Below are 18,516 nucleotides of genomic sequence, written 5' to 3'. Positions count from 1 at the left end.
CTTGTGTAATTCTGAAATACCTAAATTGTCATGATAGGAAAAAATTATTAACAACTCATAATCTTTAGTTTAAAATAAAAGCTTTGAAACCCAGTGTAGTGGCTGCTTGTAAGCCAGTGCAGGCGTACGTTTCAGCGTGATTGAAATAGTATTGAAGTTTTCTAGAAATGAAAAATATTGTGTGGTGCCTGCTTGCAGCATTTGTAGAATTCGGTTTGTCTACCGGTTAGTAAAATTTACTTTATTTGCACAAGATTTAACTTTTTTGTTAAACGTTTCGTTTTCGGGATTACACACATCAATTAAAAAAATCTACAAGTCTCATGAGAAAAATTCTATCACTACTGATAGCATTAGCGCTATCGGTTGTGGCGTTCGCGCAAGATCGCCATATCTCGGGTCGGGTTACAGATGATAAAGGAGACCCGGTTCCCTTCGCTTCCATCAAAATCAAAAAATCAAAAGTTGGGACCGCTGCTGATGAAGCCGGTAATTTTAAATTAAGTGTTCCGCCTAATGCTGTGCTGGAGATCAGTGCATCTGGATTGGAGACGCAGGAAGTAAGCACAGCCGGTGCAGGGAATGTATTTAATATCTCCCTTACAAGGATCTCCAACGAATTGTCTACTGTAGTGGTGACAACTTCATTGGGTATTAAAAGGCAGGCCAAAGAATTAGGATATGCGGCTACTACGGTAACCAGTAAAACACTTAACCAGGCTAAATCGGTGAACGTTCAACAAGCATTAAATGGTAAAGTATCAGGTGTATCGGTAACTACCGTTAATAGCGGGGTGTTTGAAAATGCCAAGATAAACATTCGCGGTATTCGCTCGCTTACCGGTAACAACCAACCTATGCTGCTTGTAGACGGAGCGCCAACACCGCTGGGGTTCCTGAGCTCTATTCCGCCTGATGACATCCAGGAATTAACGGTACTGAAAAGTGCGGCTTCTGCCCAGTTGTATGGCCCCGATGCGGTGAACGGCGTAATTGTCGTTACAACTAAAAAGGGATCGGGTAAAAAGCTGAACGTTACATTCAGCTCAGCTTTACAGGCTGCCCGCGTAGCTTATTTCCCTAAAATGCAACGCTCATTTGGCGCTGGTGCCGGTGAAGAAGTTGATGATTATGGTAACTACCTGTATGTGCCATACGAAAACCAGCAATTCGGGCCCCGGTTCGATGGTACTACTAAAGATATAGGTGTAGAGCTGGAAGACGGTACTATTCAGTCTGGTCCTTATTCAGATCTGCATTATAAAGACAAAGTAAAATTCTGGAACACCGGTTTAACCTGGCAGAATACCGTATCGGTTTCCGGTGAAGATTTTTATGCAAGTATACAGGATGCCAAGATCCAGGGTTTAATGCCTCATGATGAGAACCGCAGGACCAGCTTCCGTTTCAATGCGGCAAAAACTTATGGCCGGCTTTCAGTGAACTATGGCTTGAACTATATTTTACAGAACTACGATGTAGTTAACGAAGCAGGTTTTGCCAATTTGTTCCCTGCCTACAATGGTAGTATCTTTTTCCTGGTAATGCAAACCCCCAGCAACATTCCTTTATTATCTTATAAAGACTGGAGGAACGATAAGTTTGCACAGTTCTCAAATTATTACAATGAGTTTGCGGTTAACCCATATTGGGTTATCGGAAACGTTCGCCAAAAAGGCCGTGCAGATGACCTGATCGGTAATTTGGATGTGAATTTTACAATCACCGACTGGTTGAAAGCCACTGCAAGGGTGAGCACCAACCTGGGCTTTAATAATTTTAAAAATACCACAGCGCCGGTAGAAGTAAGCAAATGGGCCGATGAAAATCGTAACGCTACCCAATATACTCCACGGCCCGGTAATGTATATGACGAACAGTCTTTCTCTTCAAGGATAAACCTCGATTACTACCTGAGTGGTGATAAAAAGATCAATAAAGATTTCAATGTTCGCTACCTGGCTGGTGGTATGGTACGCCAGAACCGCGCAAAAAATGTGGCTATAGGCGGTAATAACCTGGTAATACCTTATTTATATAATGTGGCCATACGCAGCGGTGATGCATTTGTTCCTAAATATACCGGTAGTTCAACAACGGTTGATGGCGGAAATAACTTTGTTATAGAATCCAGGTTGTTATCTGCTTATGGAACTGTAGGTTTTAGTTATAAAGGATGGGCAAATATTGAGTTTACCGGAAGAAATGACTGGGACAGCCGTTTGTCAAAAGAAAACCGTTCTTTCTTTTATCCTGGCGCCAATGCCGCGGTGATCCTTTCAGACGCTTTACCTTTCATTCAGAATAGTAAAATAATCTCATTTGCAAAAATAAGAGGTGCCTTATCAAAATCGGGTAACGTAAACCTGGGAGCTTATGCGCTCGAAGCTACGTTCTCGCAAGCAGGCGGTTTCCCTTTTGGTACCGTATCCGGATTCACTGCTGATAATATTTTCCCAAGCCCTGATCTGAAACCAGAGTTTGTGAAAACAACAGAAGTTGGTATTGAATTAGGCTTTTTGCGTAACCGCATCAATGTAGAAGCCAACTATTTCAATCAGAATAATACCGATCAGATCCTGGCTGTTACCCAATCTGCAGCTACCGGCTATCCTTTAAGTCTGGCCAATGCTGCCGATTTTAAAAACAAAGGGGTAGAGTTTGACCTGAATCTGACGCCATTGGTAAGGATTGGTCAGGGACGTATTGAATTCAGGATGAATGTTACTTACAACGATAATGAAGTAACCCGCACTTTAAACGATGCGCCTGTGGTGATTGGTGGTAACTCTGGTTTTACTCAAAACTCAGCCAGCTCACCAACTGCAAATAATATTGCTGTAGTAGGTAAACCTGCTTTCGGTTTTCAATTAACCGATTATGAAAGAGACCCTGAAACCGGAAAAGTGATCGTGGATTCAAAAACCGGTAATCCTACACAATCAGGTGAAATGGTGATCAGAGGAAGATCATTACCTCTTTGGGTATTAGGTTTTACTCCTTCTTATACAATTGGTGGCTTTTCTGCCAGCATGACCTGGGATTACAAAGGCGGTCATTATTTCTATGCCGGTATGGGATCTGATATGGATTTTGCCGGTATTTCTGAACGTAGTGCAGAATATGGCCGTCAACGGTTTGTATTCCCTAATTCAGTTTATAAAGATGCCAGTGGAAAGTATGTACAGAATACCAATATTCAGGTACAGGATGGTAACTATGGTTTCTGGACCGGTGCTTCTACCAATGCGCAAATTGGTACCAACTATTTTGCAAGCGCTGCTGCATGGCGGTTAAGAGAGGTGAATATCTCTTATAACATTCCGCTTAAATGGATCGGTGGTGGTAAGATCATTCAACGGTTAACTGTGAGCGCTATCGGGAAGAACCTGCTTCTTATTGTGCCAAAATCAAACCAATGGGGCGATCCTGAGTTTAACTATTCTTCTACCAACAACACGTTTGGTATAAGCAGCTCATTCCAGTCTCCTGCTTCCCGTTTATTTGGTGGAGCCATCACAGTACAATTCTAATCATATTAAATGCATACCAGATGAAATTCGTGAATATAAATAAATCGATAATTTGTGTGGCGGCGTTGCTGGTGATCATTGCTGGCACCAGTTGCAAAAAAGGCTTTTTAGATGTTAATGATGATCCAAACAGATCTACTGATAAAAATATAAGAGCCGATCTGCTTTTTCCGCAAGCCGCGGTTTATGTTGGAAACCGGATGGCTACTAACAATTTACGCTTCCTGAATTGCTGGATGGGTTATTTTGCACAACCCGGCGACTTTGCCATTTTGCAGGATGAAACCTCTTACAGCATTGATTTTACTTTTGGTGATAACTTATGGCAGAACCATTACGACGCGTTGTACGACCTGTACCTGACCAAAGTAAAAGCGTTGGCTGTGCAGGATTCCGTGTTGGCCGGTAGTGCAATGGTCCTTTCGGCCCGCCTGTTTCAGGACCTCGTAGACATTTTTGGAAATATCCCGTATTCACAGGCTTTCCAAACTTTGATCTATCGCCAGCCTGCATACGATAAAGGACAGGATGTATACAATGCTTTGCAAAAGAGCCTCGATTCTGCTATTACATTCCTGCATGCTACTCCTTCTGATAATTTTGAAGCTGTTGATATAGTAAATCATGGCGATGCTACACAATGGATAAAGTTTGCCAATACTTTAAAATTGCGCTTATTGATCCATCAGTCACAGATGGCAGGCTTTAACCCAGCTCCCGAGATCGCTAAAATTATCAGCAATGGCGGAGTATTACATGCCGGGGAAGACATTGATGTAAATCCCGGTTTTGTAAACGAGAATGCCAAGCAGTCTCCTTTCTATGCCAACTTTGGTAACACACCCACCGGCGCCGATGCCAGTACCAGCACCCGGGCAAACGCTTATTTTGTAGATCTGCTTGGGCACTATGATGATGCACGGATCGAGCGGTTCTTCAATCCCGTTGGTACATCTTTCGTTGGCGCCACGTATGGGCTTGTAGAAGGAAACCCTGGCGGTGCAGCAAGCTCAAGAATAGGGCCCGGCCTCGCCGGTAGTGCAACCCAGGATGCCTGGATATTTCCTGCATATGAGAGCATGTTCCTGGAAGCAGAAGCCATAGCACGTGGATGGATGCCCGGTGATGTGCAAACTGCTTATGAAGCTGCCGTAACTGAATCTTTTGTTTGGCTGGGTGTTGAAGATGCTGCTGACTGGGCGCATGAATACCTCACCACTGCTGATATCGCAATATGGGCGAATGCCGGTTCTTCCGTATCTGATCAGGTGAAGTTCATTGCTTTTCAAAAATATATCGCGCTGGGTGGTGTTGACCCTACTGAATCATGGAGTGATTTGAGAAGACTGAACATGATTCCCGATAACGGATATATTTCAGTAAACCCGTCGCGTATTTCAAATACGTTACCTGTTAGGTTGCTATATCCTCAAAGTGAATATACGGCCAATGGCAGCAATGTAAGAGCACAGGGAACCATCAACCAGTTTACTTCAAAAATATTCTGGCAACCATAAACGTGAAAAACAAATACGATTAATATGAAACTATATATAAAATCAATTTTTGTTATGTCCCTGCTTTCCCTGGGCATGACCGGCTGTTTGAAGGATAATGCGTACGAAGATCATGAAATACAATCGAACCGGCCTATTGACGGGCAACCGAGCGTGATTGAGCTGAAAGTATCGGCCAATAACCTCACCCGCTTTGTTACTTTGGCCTTTGCCAACAGCACCAAGGATACTGTGGTTAACCTGGTACCGGTTACCCTGGCAACCAACGGCGCAGCCGGGGAAGATATAAACGTAACAGTAGGGTTGAGGCCTTCATTGGTCACTGATTACAATACAGGTAATGGAACAGCCTATGATGTGCCCACCCCTTCTATGTTTTCGCTTGTTAATAATGGTGTTGTTACCATTCCGAAAGGATCGAATGTAGGTTACCTGCAGATAAAAATGGTACCTGCCGATTTTATCGGTCATGACTGGGCGATTGGATTTGTTATTAATAGTATTGATAAATCGTCGTACACCATCAGCGGTAATTTAAGCACGGCTGTGGTAGCGGTTGCCACCAAAAATCAGTATGATGGTTTATATGATGCTGCCGGATTTTTTGTGCACCCTACGGTACCAAGGGCATTTGGTTTTGAAAGTCAAAAAGTGAAAACCTATAACGCCAATACGGTTACCAAAGCATTGGGCGATTTAGGCGATGCCACACCTATAAACATTACTGTTAATGCCGACAATACTGTAACTATTACTCCCGGCCCTGGCGCAAGTGGTTCTACAGCCCTGGTAGGAAACTACCTTGATCCTACCCGTCCGGCATATAATAATACATATAATCCGGCTACTAAAACTTTCATGTTATCATACGGTTATCCTATGCCAACACCTACACGAACGATCACTGAAAAAGTGGTGTATGTGGGGGTAAGGTAGATTAGTATAATCTAATATATTTCAAAAAAGGTTGTTCAAACACTTGAACAACCTTTTTTTATTTTATATAGCTAAAGGTTTAGCGTTTCGGCAATAACGCAGGGTGTGACTATTTTCTTCCATTAGTAAACGAATGTGGAAAATAATAATTTGTATGAAAAAATAATATATTACTTTCCTTTTAATAATGCTTTGCAACTTCCTGAATACAATTTCTGCTGATTATCATAGAACTTATCTACATTTTCATGATAAAAAGAGTTGCAGCTTTTCGCATATCCGGTTTGTCTACCTCAAATATTGATTTAGCCGTCCGTTCCCCTATTTTAACTTTTTTTTATCCTGAATCAGGATTTTCAATACATTTAGAACTCAAATTTTAAAACTTACAAGTCACATGAGAAAAATGCTATCACTGCTAGCAGTGTTAGTGCTATGCACTGCTATGGCCCTCGGTCAACAAGCCAAAACTGTGACCGGCCAGGTCAAGGATTCGAAGGGAGACCCTATTCCCTTTGCAACAATTAAGATCAAAGGCACCACCAATGCCGTTGCCGCCGATGCAAACGGCAACTTCTCGATCAACGCTCCGCAAAATTCCACATTTATTATTTCCGCCGTGGGCTTTGAGCAAACAGAATTAAAAGCCAACAGTTCAGGAACGCTTACTGTTTCGTTGAATACAATGGACGCAATGAGCGAAGTGGTAGTAACCGCGTTGGGTATTAAAAGAGCGAAAAATACCCTGCCTTATGCCGCGCAAACTGTGAACGGAGAAGATGTAAGCCGTTTACGGTCGGGCAATGCCTTCAGCGCGCTGTCTGGAAAAGTTTCCGGATTGCAAATTCAACAGGGTAACGGTATGGGTAGCTCAACCAACATTGTGATCCGCGGTATGAAATCTATTTCCGGTAGCAACCAGGCTTTATTTGTTGTTGATGGAGTACCGGTTGATAACACCATTAATAACAGAAGCACGCAACAAACCGGTAGAGGTGGTTACGATTACGGTAATGCAGCTTCTGATATAAACCCTGATGATATTGAAAATATCAACGTATTGAAAGGGGCTGCCGCTACTGCCTTATATGGTTCAAGAGCTGCGAATGGCGTTATCATGATCACCACCAAAAAGGCTAAAAGAGGATTGGGTTTAACAGTTAACACAGGCCTTACTGTTAATTCAATAGACAAGAAAACCTTTCCCGGATACCAGAAGCAATATGGCGCCGGGTATTCTGATCCCTATCAGAAAGATGGATTCTTCTACTTTGATGTAGATGGTGACGGAAATAGAGACCTGGTAGTGCCCACCTCGGAAGATGCATCTTATGGTGCAAAGTTCGATCCCAATTTAATGGTTTATCATTGGGATGCATTTGATCCGGCTTCGCCTAATTATAAAAAAGCCCGCCCCTGGGTAGCAGCGGAAAACGATCCTTCCACATATTATGAAACATCCCTGTCGAACAATACGAATATAATGTTGGATGGCGCTACCGATAAAGGTTCATTTAAATTAGGATACACCAGGAACGATGAGCGTGGTGTATTGCCCAACAGCAAACTCATTAAGAATATTGTCAACTTCGGTGCCAGCTATAACATCACTCCGAGATTAACGGCTACCGCATCAGTAAACTATTCCAAGATCGATGGCAAGGGCCGTTATGGAACAGGGTACAGCGGCCTTAACGTAAACCAGAATTTCAGACAATGGTATCAAACCAACGTTGATATTAAAGAGCAAAAAGAAGCTTATTTCAGAAACCGTAAGAACGTTACCTGGAACTGGAAAGATCCTTCTCAGGCCAGCGGTCTTGTTCCTATTTATACCGATAACTACTACTGGACAGCATACGAGAATTATGAAACTGATACCCGCCAACGTGTTTTCGGTTATACAACACTCGATTTTAAAGCAACCGACTGGTTAAGCTTTTTAGGCCGTATTTCAGTTGATAATTATACCGAACTGCAGGAAGAGCGGGTGGCTGTGGGAAGCAATGGTGTAGCTTCATATACCCGCTTCGACCGCACTTTCACCGAGCTTAACTACGACCTGATGGCCAATTTTGATAAGCAACTGACCAAAGACTTTAACCTGAAAGCCCTGCTGGGTACCAACTTGCGCAGAACCACTACACGTTCTACATTGGCAACTACATCAGGTGGCCTCATTGTTCCTGGTTTGTACAGCATCGCCAATTCAAAAGGAACAGTGCCTGCACCAACCGAAACCTATCAGCCTATTGCTGTAGACGGTTATTTTGGTGGCATTACACTGAGCTATCAGGATTACCTGTCACTGGACGCTACTTTCCGCAGAGACAGATCTTCAACCTTACCTGTTGATGTAAACGCTTATAACTATTACGCGGTTTCAGGAAGCTGGCTGTTCTCGCATCATTTGCCAACAGTGCCCTGGTTGTCGTCAGGTAAAATTCGCGTGAACTATGCAACGGTAGGTAACAGCGCCCCCTGGGGTAGCGTAAAAGATGTTTATGATAAGCCCAATCCGTTCGGAAGTACGATCTTATTCTCTTTGCCCGATACAAAGAACAATACCAATTTAAAGCCTGAGCAAACAAAGAGCCGTGAAATTGGTTTGGAAATGGCATTTGTGAAAAACCGCTTAGGGTTTGATGCGACCTACTATGTTACCAACACGATCGATCAGATCATTCCTGTATCTGTTTCTGCTGCCACTGGTTATATCAGCAAATACGTAAATGCAGGTGAGATCGAAAATAAGGGTATTGAATTAACGGTGTATGGTACGCCCGTTCGCACTCAAAACTTTTCGTGGACTGTGAATGTAAACTGGACACGTAACCGCAACAAAGTATTGTCGTTGTATAATGACAGTAAAAATCTGCAGATCGGTTCGTTTCAGGGCGGTGTTAGTATAAACGCTTCTATCGGCCAGCCTTATGGCACTATCCAGGGTAAAACATGGGCAATGAAAGATGGAAAACGCCTGGTTGGTGATAATGGATATTATACAGTAACGTCTACCACATCTAATATCATCGGTAACGTAAACCCCGATTGGATCGGCGGTATATACAATACATTTAAATACAAAGATTTCACCCTCGGCTTTTTGGTCGACATGCGTAAAGGTGGTGATGTTTGGTCGCTCGACCTGTTCTACGCACAATATACCGGTGTGTTGAAAGAGTCTGCCGGTATTAACGACCTGGGCAATCCTGTAAGGAACAGCCTCGCTGATGGCGGTGGTGTGATACTCGATGGTGTAGACAAAGACGGCAAAGTAAATACTAAACGTGTGGTGATAGACGCCAATTCACCCTCTAATCCGCAAGCTAACTATGCATACGACGCAAGCTATATCAAGCTGAGAGAAGCCAACATTTCTTATGCATTGCCTTCCAGCGTTTATTCAAAAATTAAAGCTATAAAAGGTATCGACATTTCTTTGTTCGGTAGGAATTTGTGGATCATCCATAAAAATCTGCCTTATGCTGATCCTGAAGAAAACCTGTCGGCCGGTAATTTGTTGGGCATGCAAAGTGGTGCTTATCCCACTACCCGTTCAATTGGTATGAATCTTAGGTTGAAATTCTAAAAATGAAAATCATGAGAAAACTCGTTTATATAGCACTGCCGGTTATACTATTAGCGGCATGTACAAAAGATATCTCCCGGTTCAATAATGAAACAAAGAAGCCCGCTGCCGTTCCGGGCGCTACCCTGTTTTCAAATGCGATAAAAAATATTTCTGATGGCCTGGCCAATGCCAGCGTAAACATAAACGTATTCAGGTTTACGGTAAAGCACTGGGCTATGGCTGTTTACCAGGATGAAGCGCAATATGATTTTACTACCAGGGCTATTCCTCAGGCATGGTGGACGAGAATGTACCGCGATGTATTGAATGACCTGAAAGAAGCTTCTCGGGTTATTACTGCCGATGCTGCGCTGGATGCCGGTGTTAAGCAAAATCAACTGGCCATGATCGATATCATGCAGGTGTATGCTTACAATATTCTGGTAAATACGTTTGGTAACATTCCTTATAAAGATGCATTGGACCCCAATAACCTGTTTCCTGCATACGATGATGCGAAAACAGTTTATACTGATCTGTTAAAAAGACTGGCAGATGACATCAGTAAATTAAATGCATCAAGTGGTGGTTTTGCTTCAACCGATGACCTGATCTATGCAGGCAACGTTGCCAAATGGATCAAATTTGCCAATACGCTGCAATTGAAAATGGGTATTGTTTTAGCAGATGCAGATAATGCAGCGGCTAAAGCAGCTATTGAAGCCGCAGATTCAAAAGCTATTTCTGCAGCAGCAGATAATGCCCAACTGAAATACCTGACCGCCAGTCCGAACACAAATCCGTTGTATACAGATATCGTATTGGGAGGCCGTTCAGATTATCTGGCAGCAAAAGACCTGATGGACCCGTTGATTTCTTTAAACGATCCCCGCAAGTCGTTGTATTTCGGTACTAACAATGCAGGCGATTATGCCGGTGGAATTGTAGGTAAAGTAAACACCTTTGCCGATTTTAGTAAACCGAGTTCAAGGGTTATTGCTCCCGATGCAGCTAATTTATTAGCCGATTATGTTGAAGCCGAGTTTATACGGGCAGAAGCCAAAGAACGTGGCTACAATGTAGCTGGTACTGCAGAAGAGCATTATAACAATGCTATTACCGCTTCAATCGTATATTGGGGTGGAACGGCTACAGATGCAGCTACCTACCTCGCTCAGTCGGATGTAGCCTATGCTACCGCTACCGGTAACTATAAGCAAAAAATAGGTTTTCAAAAATGGATCGCTTTGTACAACCGTCCATTTGATGGCTGGGTTGAATTGAGAAGGCTGGATTACCCGGTATTGACGCTGGCGCTGAATGCCGTTTCAGGGTTCCCCAACCGGTTCCCTTATCCGGGCAACGAGCAGCAGTTGAATGGTACCAATTATACCGCTGCAGCCGCTATCATGGGTAATGATAAAGTGGAAACCAAATTGTTCTGGGATAAATTTTAATATCTCTCTTTTAGTAGGTATCATAGTAGTATCAACCCGTGCCACGGTTCAAAACCGTGGCACGGGTATTTTAGGGCATCCGGGCAGGAAAATAAAATTCAGTACAACCGATTTCGGCCGGTTTCTTACATTTGGGCCTTAAACTTTTAATGATGGAAGAACAAAATCAGCAGCAAAACCAGTTAAATATTGAAATTTCTGAAGAAGTAGCAGAAGGGGAGTACGCCAATCTTGCCATCATTACGCATTCCCATGCCGAGTTTGTAATTGATTTTGTGAACGTAATGCCCGGTACGCCAAAAAGCAAGGTAAAATCACGTATTATATTAACACCGCAGCATGCCAAGCGCTTCATGAAGGCTTTAACCGAAAATATTCAGCGTTTTGAAGCCGCCAATGGTAAGATCCAGGACCTGGAGGAAGTACAAATTCCGATGAATTTTGGCGGGCCAACCGCTCAGGCTTAGTTTGTTTATGGTTTGTGGTTTGTAGTTTGTGGTTGCTTCAAAGAGTTGAAAGCCTGCAATTGCAGGGGTTATAAGAATTGCCAGCAATTTCAGAATTGAGATTAACAACAAACCATAAACAACAAACAACAAACTACAACATTCCCGCATCGGCAAAGCTGAAATACCCGTTCTCACTAACTATAATATGGTCGAATAGGGAAATGTCGAACAATTTTGCGGCCTCCTTTAGTTTTCGGGTCAATTCCTGATCGGCCCGGCTGGGTTGTAAATTGCCCGAAGGGTGGTTATGGCAAAGGATCAGGCTCACGGCCTCTTCCAGTATGGCTTTCTTTAAAATGACCCGGGGATCGGCTACGGTTGCCGTAATACCGCCTTTGCTTATTATTTCTAAATGATTTATGCGGTTGGCCTGGTTCAAATAGGCCACGGCAAACACCTCATGAGGCAGGTCGCGAAACAGGGCCTGCAGGTAATGGGCTATTTCCCGGCTGCTTTTAACAATGGGCTTATCTAATGAAAGGGCAGCCTGCCGGCGGCGCCCCAGTTCAAGGGCCGCAACGATGGTTATGGCTTTTACTTTACCAATCCCTTTTATGCGCATCATTTGCTGGATGGTAACTTTACCAAGTTCATTTAGGTTGTTCTTTCCCAGTCGGAGGACCTCTTTTGCCAGTTCAACAGCATTCTTTTCCCGATGACCGTTCCCGATGAGGATCGACAGCAGTTCTGAATCGCTTAAAGTAGATGGATTTTTCCCAAGTAGCTTTTCCCGGGGCCGGTCGTCCTTAGCCCATTTTTTTATTGAAAATTTTATCTCTTGCATAGTTCAAATATTTCTAGTACTTTTCGGACAAATACTATAACCACAAAATGTACTTTAAGTACTAGTTTGTACGTTATTTCAGTATAAAATCCAGATCTATTTAAAAACTATTTAATCTAATCCCCATGAACAGAAAAACTACTCTAGCCGCAATAGGAGGTTACCAACCATTCCTTTTTTGCATAGGCATGTACTTTGTTGCCCTTTTCTTCTCAATTTTTATTTGTTCCGCAGTTTTTTATGCATTTTATCCCAAAAAGGCGATAGCCAAAGAGGGCCAAACAAGCCATAAAACGGCTTCCATGGCGCCCGGCGGGTCACGAATGCTGCTGACTGTAACCAAGTAACACGTTTATTGGGGATGCACCGATTGATCAGTAACCATTGAAAGCTATTTTCTGCAAGAAGATGAAATAAATTTTGTACATCGGTTATCGGGCAAATACCAAGCTTCGCGTTATCTTCGCCGCACATTTTACTGCGGTATGCAAATGTCAGTCAAGATCTTTTCAGGCACAGGTTCACAATACCTGGCCGAAAAAATAGCTCAAAAATTTGGAGCTGTCCTTGGAAAAATAACCATCTCTAAATTTAGTGATGGCGAAATTCAGCCTGTATTTCAGGAAAGTATCCGGGGCGATATGGTTTTTCTTGTGCAAAGCACTTTTGCCCCGGCGGAGAATCTTTTAGAATTATTATTAATGATCGATGCCGCCCGGCGGGCTTCGGCCTACAAAGTGGTGGCTGTGATACCATATTATGGCTACGCGCGGCAGGATAGAAAAGACAAGCCACGCGTGGCCATTGGTTCTAAGCTGGTTGCCAATATGTTGGTGGCTGCCGGCGCCGATCGTGTGATAACCATGGACCTGCACGCTCCGCAGATCCAGGGGTATTTTGATATACCTGTTGACCACCTCGATAGCTCCGCTATTTTTATTCCTTACATCCAGCAACTTCAGTTGGAAAACCTTACCTTTGCGGCCCCCGACGTGGGAAGCGCCAACCGTATTCGCGAAATTGCATCCTATTTTAATGCTGAAATGGTGATCTGCGATAAGCACCGGAAACGGGCCAATGAAATTGCCAGCATGGTAGTTATTGGGGACGTTACCGACAAGGATGTGGTGTTGATAGATGACATTTGCGACACCGGGGGAACCCTGGCAAAAGCGGCCGGGTTGTTGAAGGAAAAAGGAGCTCGTAGCGTTCGTGCATTGTGTACACACCCGGTTTTGAGCGGAAATGCATACTCAAATATTGAGAACAGCGTGTTGGAAGAACTGGTAGTGTGTGATACGATACCCATGAAGCAAAAGCTATCGAAAGTGAAGATCATAAGCGTTGCCGAACTGTTTGCAGTAGCCATTCGCAATGCATATGAGAACAGAAGTATCACTGGTTTATTTATTCATAGCCAGCGACGGAATTCATAGCAGAATGTGCTGATTTGATAATGTGCTAATGTGCTGAGGAAAGGCGAAGGCATAATTTGAAGGCAGAAAAGCTGAAGTTTGAGGAACCATTGCCGGTTCACGACAGCCGATTCACGGAAATTCTAAATTAAAATAAACAATGAAAACAATTACAATCGAAGGACAACTGAGGACCGGAACCGGGAAAAAAGCCGCCCGGGAACTTCGCTCTCAGGGACTGGTGCCTGGTGTAATTTACGGCGGTACACAGGAAATTAACTTTGCAGCTCCTGTGCTGGCTTTCAAATCCATCGTATATACTCCTGATTTCCAGTTAGCTGACATTAAAGTAGATGGTAAAAGCTACAAATGTATTTTAAAGGATATTCAGTTCAACAAGGTAACTGATGAACTGTCGCACCTTGACTTCCTGGAACTGGTTCAGGACAAATCAGTAATTGCTACTATTCCTATTAAATTTACTGGTACCTCTGTAGGGGTAAAAGATGGTGGTCGCCTCATTACAAAAGTGAAGGCTTTAAAAATTAAAACACTTCCCCAGCACCTGAAAGAGAATATCGAGGTTGATATCACTAACCTGCAACTGAATGGCAACATTCGTGTAGAAGATGTGAAGGAAGCGAATTACGAGATCCTGAACTCACAGCGTATTCCCATTGCTTCTGTAGTAATGACGCGTCAGTTGAAACAGGAAGAAGCTGCTGCTCCTGCGGCGGCTGCTGCTAAAGCGCCTGCTGCGGCACCTGCTGCCAAAGCACCCGCTGCAAAAAAGTAAAATAGATCAATGCATATAAGCCCAGCTATAAGCTGGGCTTTATCGTCAAAATAAAAAAGGTCAGGTGAGTCACATGAGGAACTGAGAAAAAGGAATCATTGACTGATTTGACCCTTTTTAGTAATCTGACCACCCGACTGAATTGACTCATTTGACCACAATTGATCCATTTATCCGGCTTGACTGATTATTCATTAGGCTGTTGATCGTTAAGGGCCTTTTTCTGCCTCTGCTTACCCCCACACCACACCCGTTGTTCAATTATTGCCATTATGAAGTTTCTGTTGATAGGATTAGGTAATATTGGAAGTGAATACGAATACACGCGTCACAACATAGGTTTTGATGTAGTGGATGCTTTTGCTCAAAAGCATGGTGGCTTTTTTGGGGTGGGAAGACTGGCACAAGTTTGTGAATTGAAATGGAAGGGCAAAAAGTTGACATTAGTCAAGCCCACGACCTATATGAACCTGAGCGGCAAGGCAGTAAAGTATTGGATGGAAAAAGAATCCGTCGCTTTGGAACAATTATTGGTAATAGTAGACGATATTGCACTACCGCTTTCCCGGATACGGCTTCGACCTTCGGGTAGCTGTGCCGGTCATAACGGATTGCGGAGCATAGAGGAGACCCTTCTTACCGATAAATACCCCCGATTACGATTTGGTATCGGTAACAATTTCCCCAAGGGAGGGCAGGCGGACTTTGTACTTGACCGCTGGACGTCCGAGGAATCGCCCTTAGTAAAACGAAAGGTTGAAAAGTGTGTAGAAGTGATAGAAAATTTTATCACCATTGGCATCGAACGAACTATGAATGAAGCGAATAAATTGGAGTTTACACTATGATTTGTTAATTTGAATCTTTATTTTCGCAATGCCAATATTTGTGGTGAGTAATAATTTGATATTCAATATCTCTATGCCCACGTACCCCCGGCTTTTCCAGGCGCATGAAACTTGAAAACAATTATCTCAATTAAACCCTTTGTTGAGTATGAAAATTTTCTGTGTAGGCCGTAATTATGTGGCTCACGCAAAAGAACTGGGTAACGAGGTTTCAGATGAACCTATCGTTTTTATGAAACCTAAAAGTGCTTTACTACAGGCTCATACCCCTTTTTATTACCCCGAGTTCACTAATGAATTACATTATGAATGTGAACTGGTATTGCGTATATCAAAGAATGGTAAATACATTCAGGATAGGTTTGCCAGTAAGTATTATGATGCAGTAACAGTTGGCATAGACTTTACTGCCCGTGATATTCAAACTGAATTGAAAGAAAAAGGGTTGCCATGGGAAAAAGCAAAAGCCTGGGATAATTCTGCAGTGATTGGCAAGTGGATACCATTACCGAATATCAAGAACAAAAAAGACATCAACTTCTGTTTGTATAAAAATAAAGAATTGGTGCAGCAGGGTAACTCGGGTTTAATGATCAATAACTTTGATAAAGTAGTTGCGTATATCTCCAATTACTTTTCAGTGAATATTGGCGACCTCGTGTTTACCGGCACACCGGCTGGTGTAGGCGAATGTGTGGTTGGTGACGAGCTGGAAGCCTTTATCGAAGACGACAGCTTATTAAGTTTAGAGATCAAATAACAAATAGATCATCATTACAAGGAAATAGCCTTTCCCGATTCTTCGGGAAGGGCTTTTTTATTCCGGAAATCCGAAGTCAGAAATCTGAAGCCACATCTGAGCTTTTTGAAATTGAGGGAACTGAAATTTACAGGCATTTTTCAAATTCGGAAATTTTCCGACCTCGTAATTCCGACTTCGTACTTCTTTTTTCCCAAACTAACATTTGTTATTATTATTTTTGTCGGATATCTATGATGCATACCGATATTTTATTGAAAGCCTACCGGCTTATGTGCACTGCCAAAGCCATGGCCGAAACCTATGAAGCCAATCGTGCCGTTTGTAAATACGTTCATTCCACCTCTCGCGGGCATGAAGCCATTCAACTGGCAACCGCCTTTCAATTATTGCCCTGCGATTATATTAGCCCGTATTATCGCGATGAAAGCATCTTGCTGGGATTGGGTTTTTCTCCCTATCAGTTAATGCTGCAGTTACTGGCCAAGCGCGATGATATCTTTACCGGGGGCCGCGAATATTATTCTCACCCAAACTATCGGGGCAACGATAAACCTGGCATCATACACCAAAGCAGCGCAACCGGTATGCAGGTAATACCCACCACCGGCATTGCACAGGGGCTACAATACCTTGAACAAATAAATTCCGATAAATTAATAAAAGGGCCCAATGGCGAAATGCCTGTAGTGATCTGCTCGCTGGGCGATGCCAGTGTAACGGAAGGCGAGGTAAGTGAAGCATTGCAATTTGCCATATTAAAAAGGCTGCCGGTAATATACCTGGTACAGGACAATAGCTGGGGCATTAGCGCCAGTGCAGAAGAGGTACGCGTGATGGATGCTTATGACTATGCTGCCGGTTTTCCGGGCTTAGATCGGGTACGGATCGACGGAAGTAATTTTGAAGAAAGTTTCGAAACCATGCATCGCGTAGTGCAATACGTAAGGCAACAAAGAACACCTTACCTGGTGCAGGCAAAAGTGCCTTTGCTGGGGCATCATACCAGTGGCGTGCGCAAAGAGTTTTACCGCACCCAACAGGATTTGGAGAAACATGCAGTGAATGATCCTGGCCCGAAGCTGCGCCAACGGTTATTACACCATGGCATCAATGAACAGCAATTATTAAGCATAGAAAAAGAGGCATGGGAAGAAGTAAGCCGGCAATTTCAACAAGCCGTACAATCGCCGGAACCCGACCCTGCCACTGTAACAGATCATATTTTTGTACCAACACCAATTACTGAGGAGAAGGGACAACGCCAGCCCGCCGGCGCTGAAAAAATAATAATGGTCGATGCGGCGCTGTTCGCCATCAGGGAGATCATGGAAGAATTTCCTGAAGCCATGTTGTATGGGCAGGATGTAGGCCGGCGCCTTGGGGGCGTTTTTCGCGAGGCGGCTACCCTGGCCGAAAAATTCAGCGATGTGCGTGTGTTTAATACTGCTATCCAGGAAGCATACATTATAGGCTCAACTGTGGGAATGAGTGCGGTAGGGGTGAAACCAATAGTTGAAGTACAGTTTGCCGATTATATCTATCCCGGGTTTAATCAGCTCGTAACAGAGATCTCAAAATCGTGCTACCTGAGTTGTGGTAAGTTCCCTGTTCAAACAGTAATACGCGTTCCTATTGGCGCATATGGCGGTGGCGGGCCTTATCATAGCGGGAGCGTAGAAACTACCTTATTAAGCATTAAAGGCATTAAAGTAGTGTACCCCTCCAACGCAGCGGATATGAAAGGGTTGATGAAAGCGGCCTTTCTTGATCCCAACCCGGTAATAATGCTGGAACATAAGGGGTTATACTGGAGTAAAGTGCCTGGTACGGAAGATGCAAAAACAATTGAACCATCCCGGGATTATGTATTGCCCTTAGGCAAAGCCGGGTTGGTTATTGAAGCTGATAAAGAAAAGATCAATGCTGGCGAATCGTGCTGTATTGTTACGTATGGAATGGGCGTGTATTGGGCGCGTTCCGCTGCCAAAAACTTTCCCGGGCAGGTAGATGTCATAGACTTACGTACACTATACCCGCTTGATGAAAACCTCATTTTTGAAAGGGTAAAAAAGCATGGCAGGTGCCTGGTATTAACCGAGGAGCAGCAAAACAATTCATTTGCCGAAGCATTGGCCGCAAGAATATCACGCGCTTGTTTTCAATGGCTTGATGCGCCGGTTGAAGTATTGGGGGCATTAAATGTGCCGGCTGTACCCATGAATATGTATTTAGAACAAGCTATGTTGCCAAATGGTGAAAAAGTGACGGCTCTGCTTAAGAACTTATTATTTTCTTAATTATGATCGTTTTATACTCTTCAAGATAATTTTATTTCTTCGTTATATTCTACAAGATAAGTAGGCTGTATCGTACATCCTATACTT

Annotated in this window: 12 protein-coding genes; 11 read left to right on the top strand and 1 reads right to left on the bottom strand. The window is 43.4% G+C overall.

Features of this window, described 5'->3' with window-relative positions:
• Positions 1–323: 323 nt before the first annotated feature.
• The 6 genes from FAM09_RS01815 (at position 324) to FAM09_RS01790 (ending at position 11,484) form a co-directional block, all read left to right on the top strand.
• Positions 324–3,533 carry a SusC/RagA family TonB-linked outer membrane protein gene (locus FAM09_RS01815; RefSeq protein ID WP_136575368.1) on the top strand — a complete coding sequence of 1,070 codons (3,210 nt, stop codon included), beginning with the start codon at positions 324–326 and terminating at the stop codon, positions 3,531–3,533.
• A gap of 20 nt (positions 3,534–3,553) precedes the next feature.
• Positions 3,554–5,050 (top strand): SusD/RagB family nutrient-binding outer membrane lipoprotein, encoded by a 1,497-nt coding sequence (locus FAM09_RS01810; RefSeq protein ID WP_136575367.1) that lies wholly within the window; start codon positions 3,554–3,556, stop codon positions 5,048–5,050.
• Positions 5,051–5,104: 54 nt separating this feature from the next.
• Positions 5,105–5,986 (top strand): BT_3044 domain-containing protein, encoded by an 882-nt coding sequence (locus FAM09_RS01805; protein ID WP_166437000.1) that lies wholly within the window; start codon positions 5,105–5,107, stop codon positions 5,984–5,986.
• A gap of 397 nt (positions 5,987–6,383) precedes the next feature.
• Positions 6,384–9,578 carry a SusC/RagA family TonB-linked outer membrane protein gene (locus FAM09_RS01800; protein ID WP_136575365.1) on the top strand — a complete coding sequence of 1,065 codons (3,195 nt, stop codon included), beginning with the start codon at positions 6,384–6,386 and terminating at the stop codon, positions 9,576–9,578.
• Between the two features lie 11 nt (positions 9,579–9,589).
• Positions 9,590–11,017 carry a SusD/RagB family nutrient-binding outer membrane lipoprotein gene (locus FAM09_RS01795; RefSeq protein WP_136575364.1) on the top strand — a complete coding sequence of 476 codons (1,428 nt, stop codon included), beginning with the start codon at positions 9,590–9,592 and terminating at the stop codon, positions 11,015–11,017.
• A 152-nt stretch (positions 11,018–11,169) separates the two neighbouring features.
• Positions 11,170–11,484 carry a DUF3467 domain-containing protein gene (locus FAM09_RS01790; protein ID WP_166436999.1) on the top strand — a complete coding sequence of 105 codons (315 nt, stop codon included), beginning with the start codon at positions 11,170–11,172 and terminating at the stop codon, positions 11,482–11,484.
• 133 nt (positions 11,485–11,617) lie between these two features.
• Here the strand turns inward: FAM09_RS01790 and radC are convergent, their stop codons facing one another.
• Complete coding sequence (radC, locus tag FAM09_RS01785) at positions 11,618–12,310, bottom strand: RadC family protein (protein ID WP_136575362.1); 693 nt, start codon at positions 12,308–12,310, stop codon at positions 11,618–11,620.
• Between the two features lie 485 nt (positions 12,311–12,795).
• Between radC and FAM09_RS01780 the strand changes: the two genes are divergently transcribed.
• The 5 genes from FAM09_RS01780 (at position 12,796) to FAM09_RS01760 (ending at position 18,429) form a co-directional block, all read left to right on the top strand.
• On the top strand, positions 12,796–13,746 hold the full coding sequence (locus FAM09_RS01780) for a ribose-phosphate pyrophosphokinase (protein ID WP_136575361.1): 951 nt from the start codon (positions 12,796–12,798) through the stop codon (positions 13,744–13,746).
• Between the two features lie 139 nt (positions 13,747–13,885).
• A complete protein-coding gene (locus FAM09_RS01775) occupies positions 13,886–14,521 on the top strand; it encodes a 50S ribosomal protein L25 (RefSeq protein ID WP_136575360.1) in 636 nt (211 codons plus the stop codon).
• Positions 14,522–14,793: 272 nt separating this feature from the next.
• Positions 14,794–15,369, top strand: coding sequence for an aminoacyl-tRNA hydrolase (gene pth, locus FAM09_RS01770; protein ID WP_136575359.1), 576 nt, complete (start codon positions 14,794–14,796; stop codon positions 15,367–15,369).
• Between the two features lie 148 nt (positions 15,370–15,517).
• Complete coding sequence (locus FAM09_RS01765; RefSeq protein ID WP_136575358.1) at positions 15,518–16,129, top strand: fumarylacetoacetate hydrolase family protein; 612 nt, start codon at positions 15,518–15,520, stop codon at positions 16,127–16,129.
• Positions 16,130–16,362: 233 nt separating this feature from the next.
• Positions 16,363–18,429, top strand: a complete 2,067-nt coding sequence (locus FAM09_RS01760; protein WP_136575357.1) for an alpha-ketoacid dehydrogenase subunit alpha/beta — start codon at positions 16,363–16,365, stop codon at positions 18,427–18,429.
• Positions 18,430–18,516 lie beyond the last annotated feature (87 nt).

It is taken from the genome of Niastella caeni (assembly GCF_004834005.1).
GTDB lineage: Bacteria > Bacteroidota > Bacteroidia > Chitinophagales > Chitinophagaceae > Niastella > Niastella caeni.
Note: the sequence above shows the minus strand (reverse complement) of the source record. Positions and strands in the feature narration are given on the sequence as shown.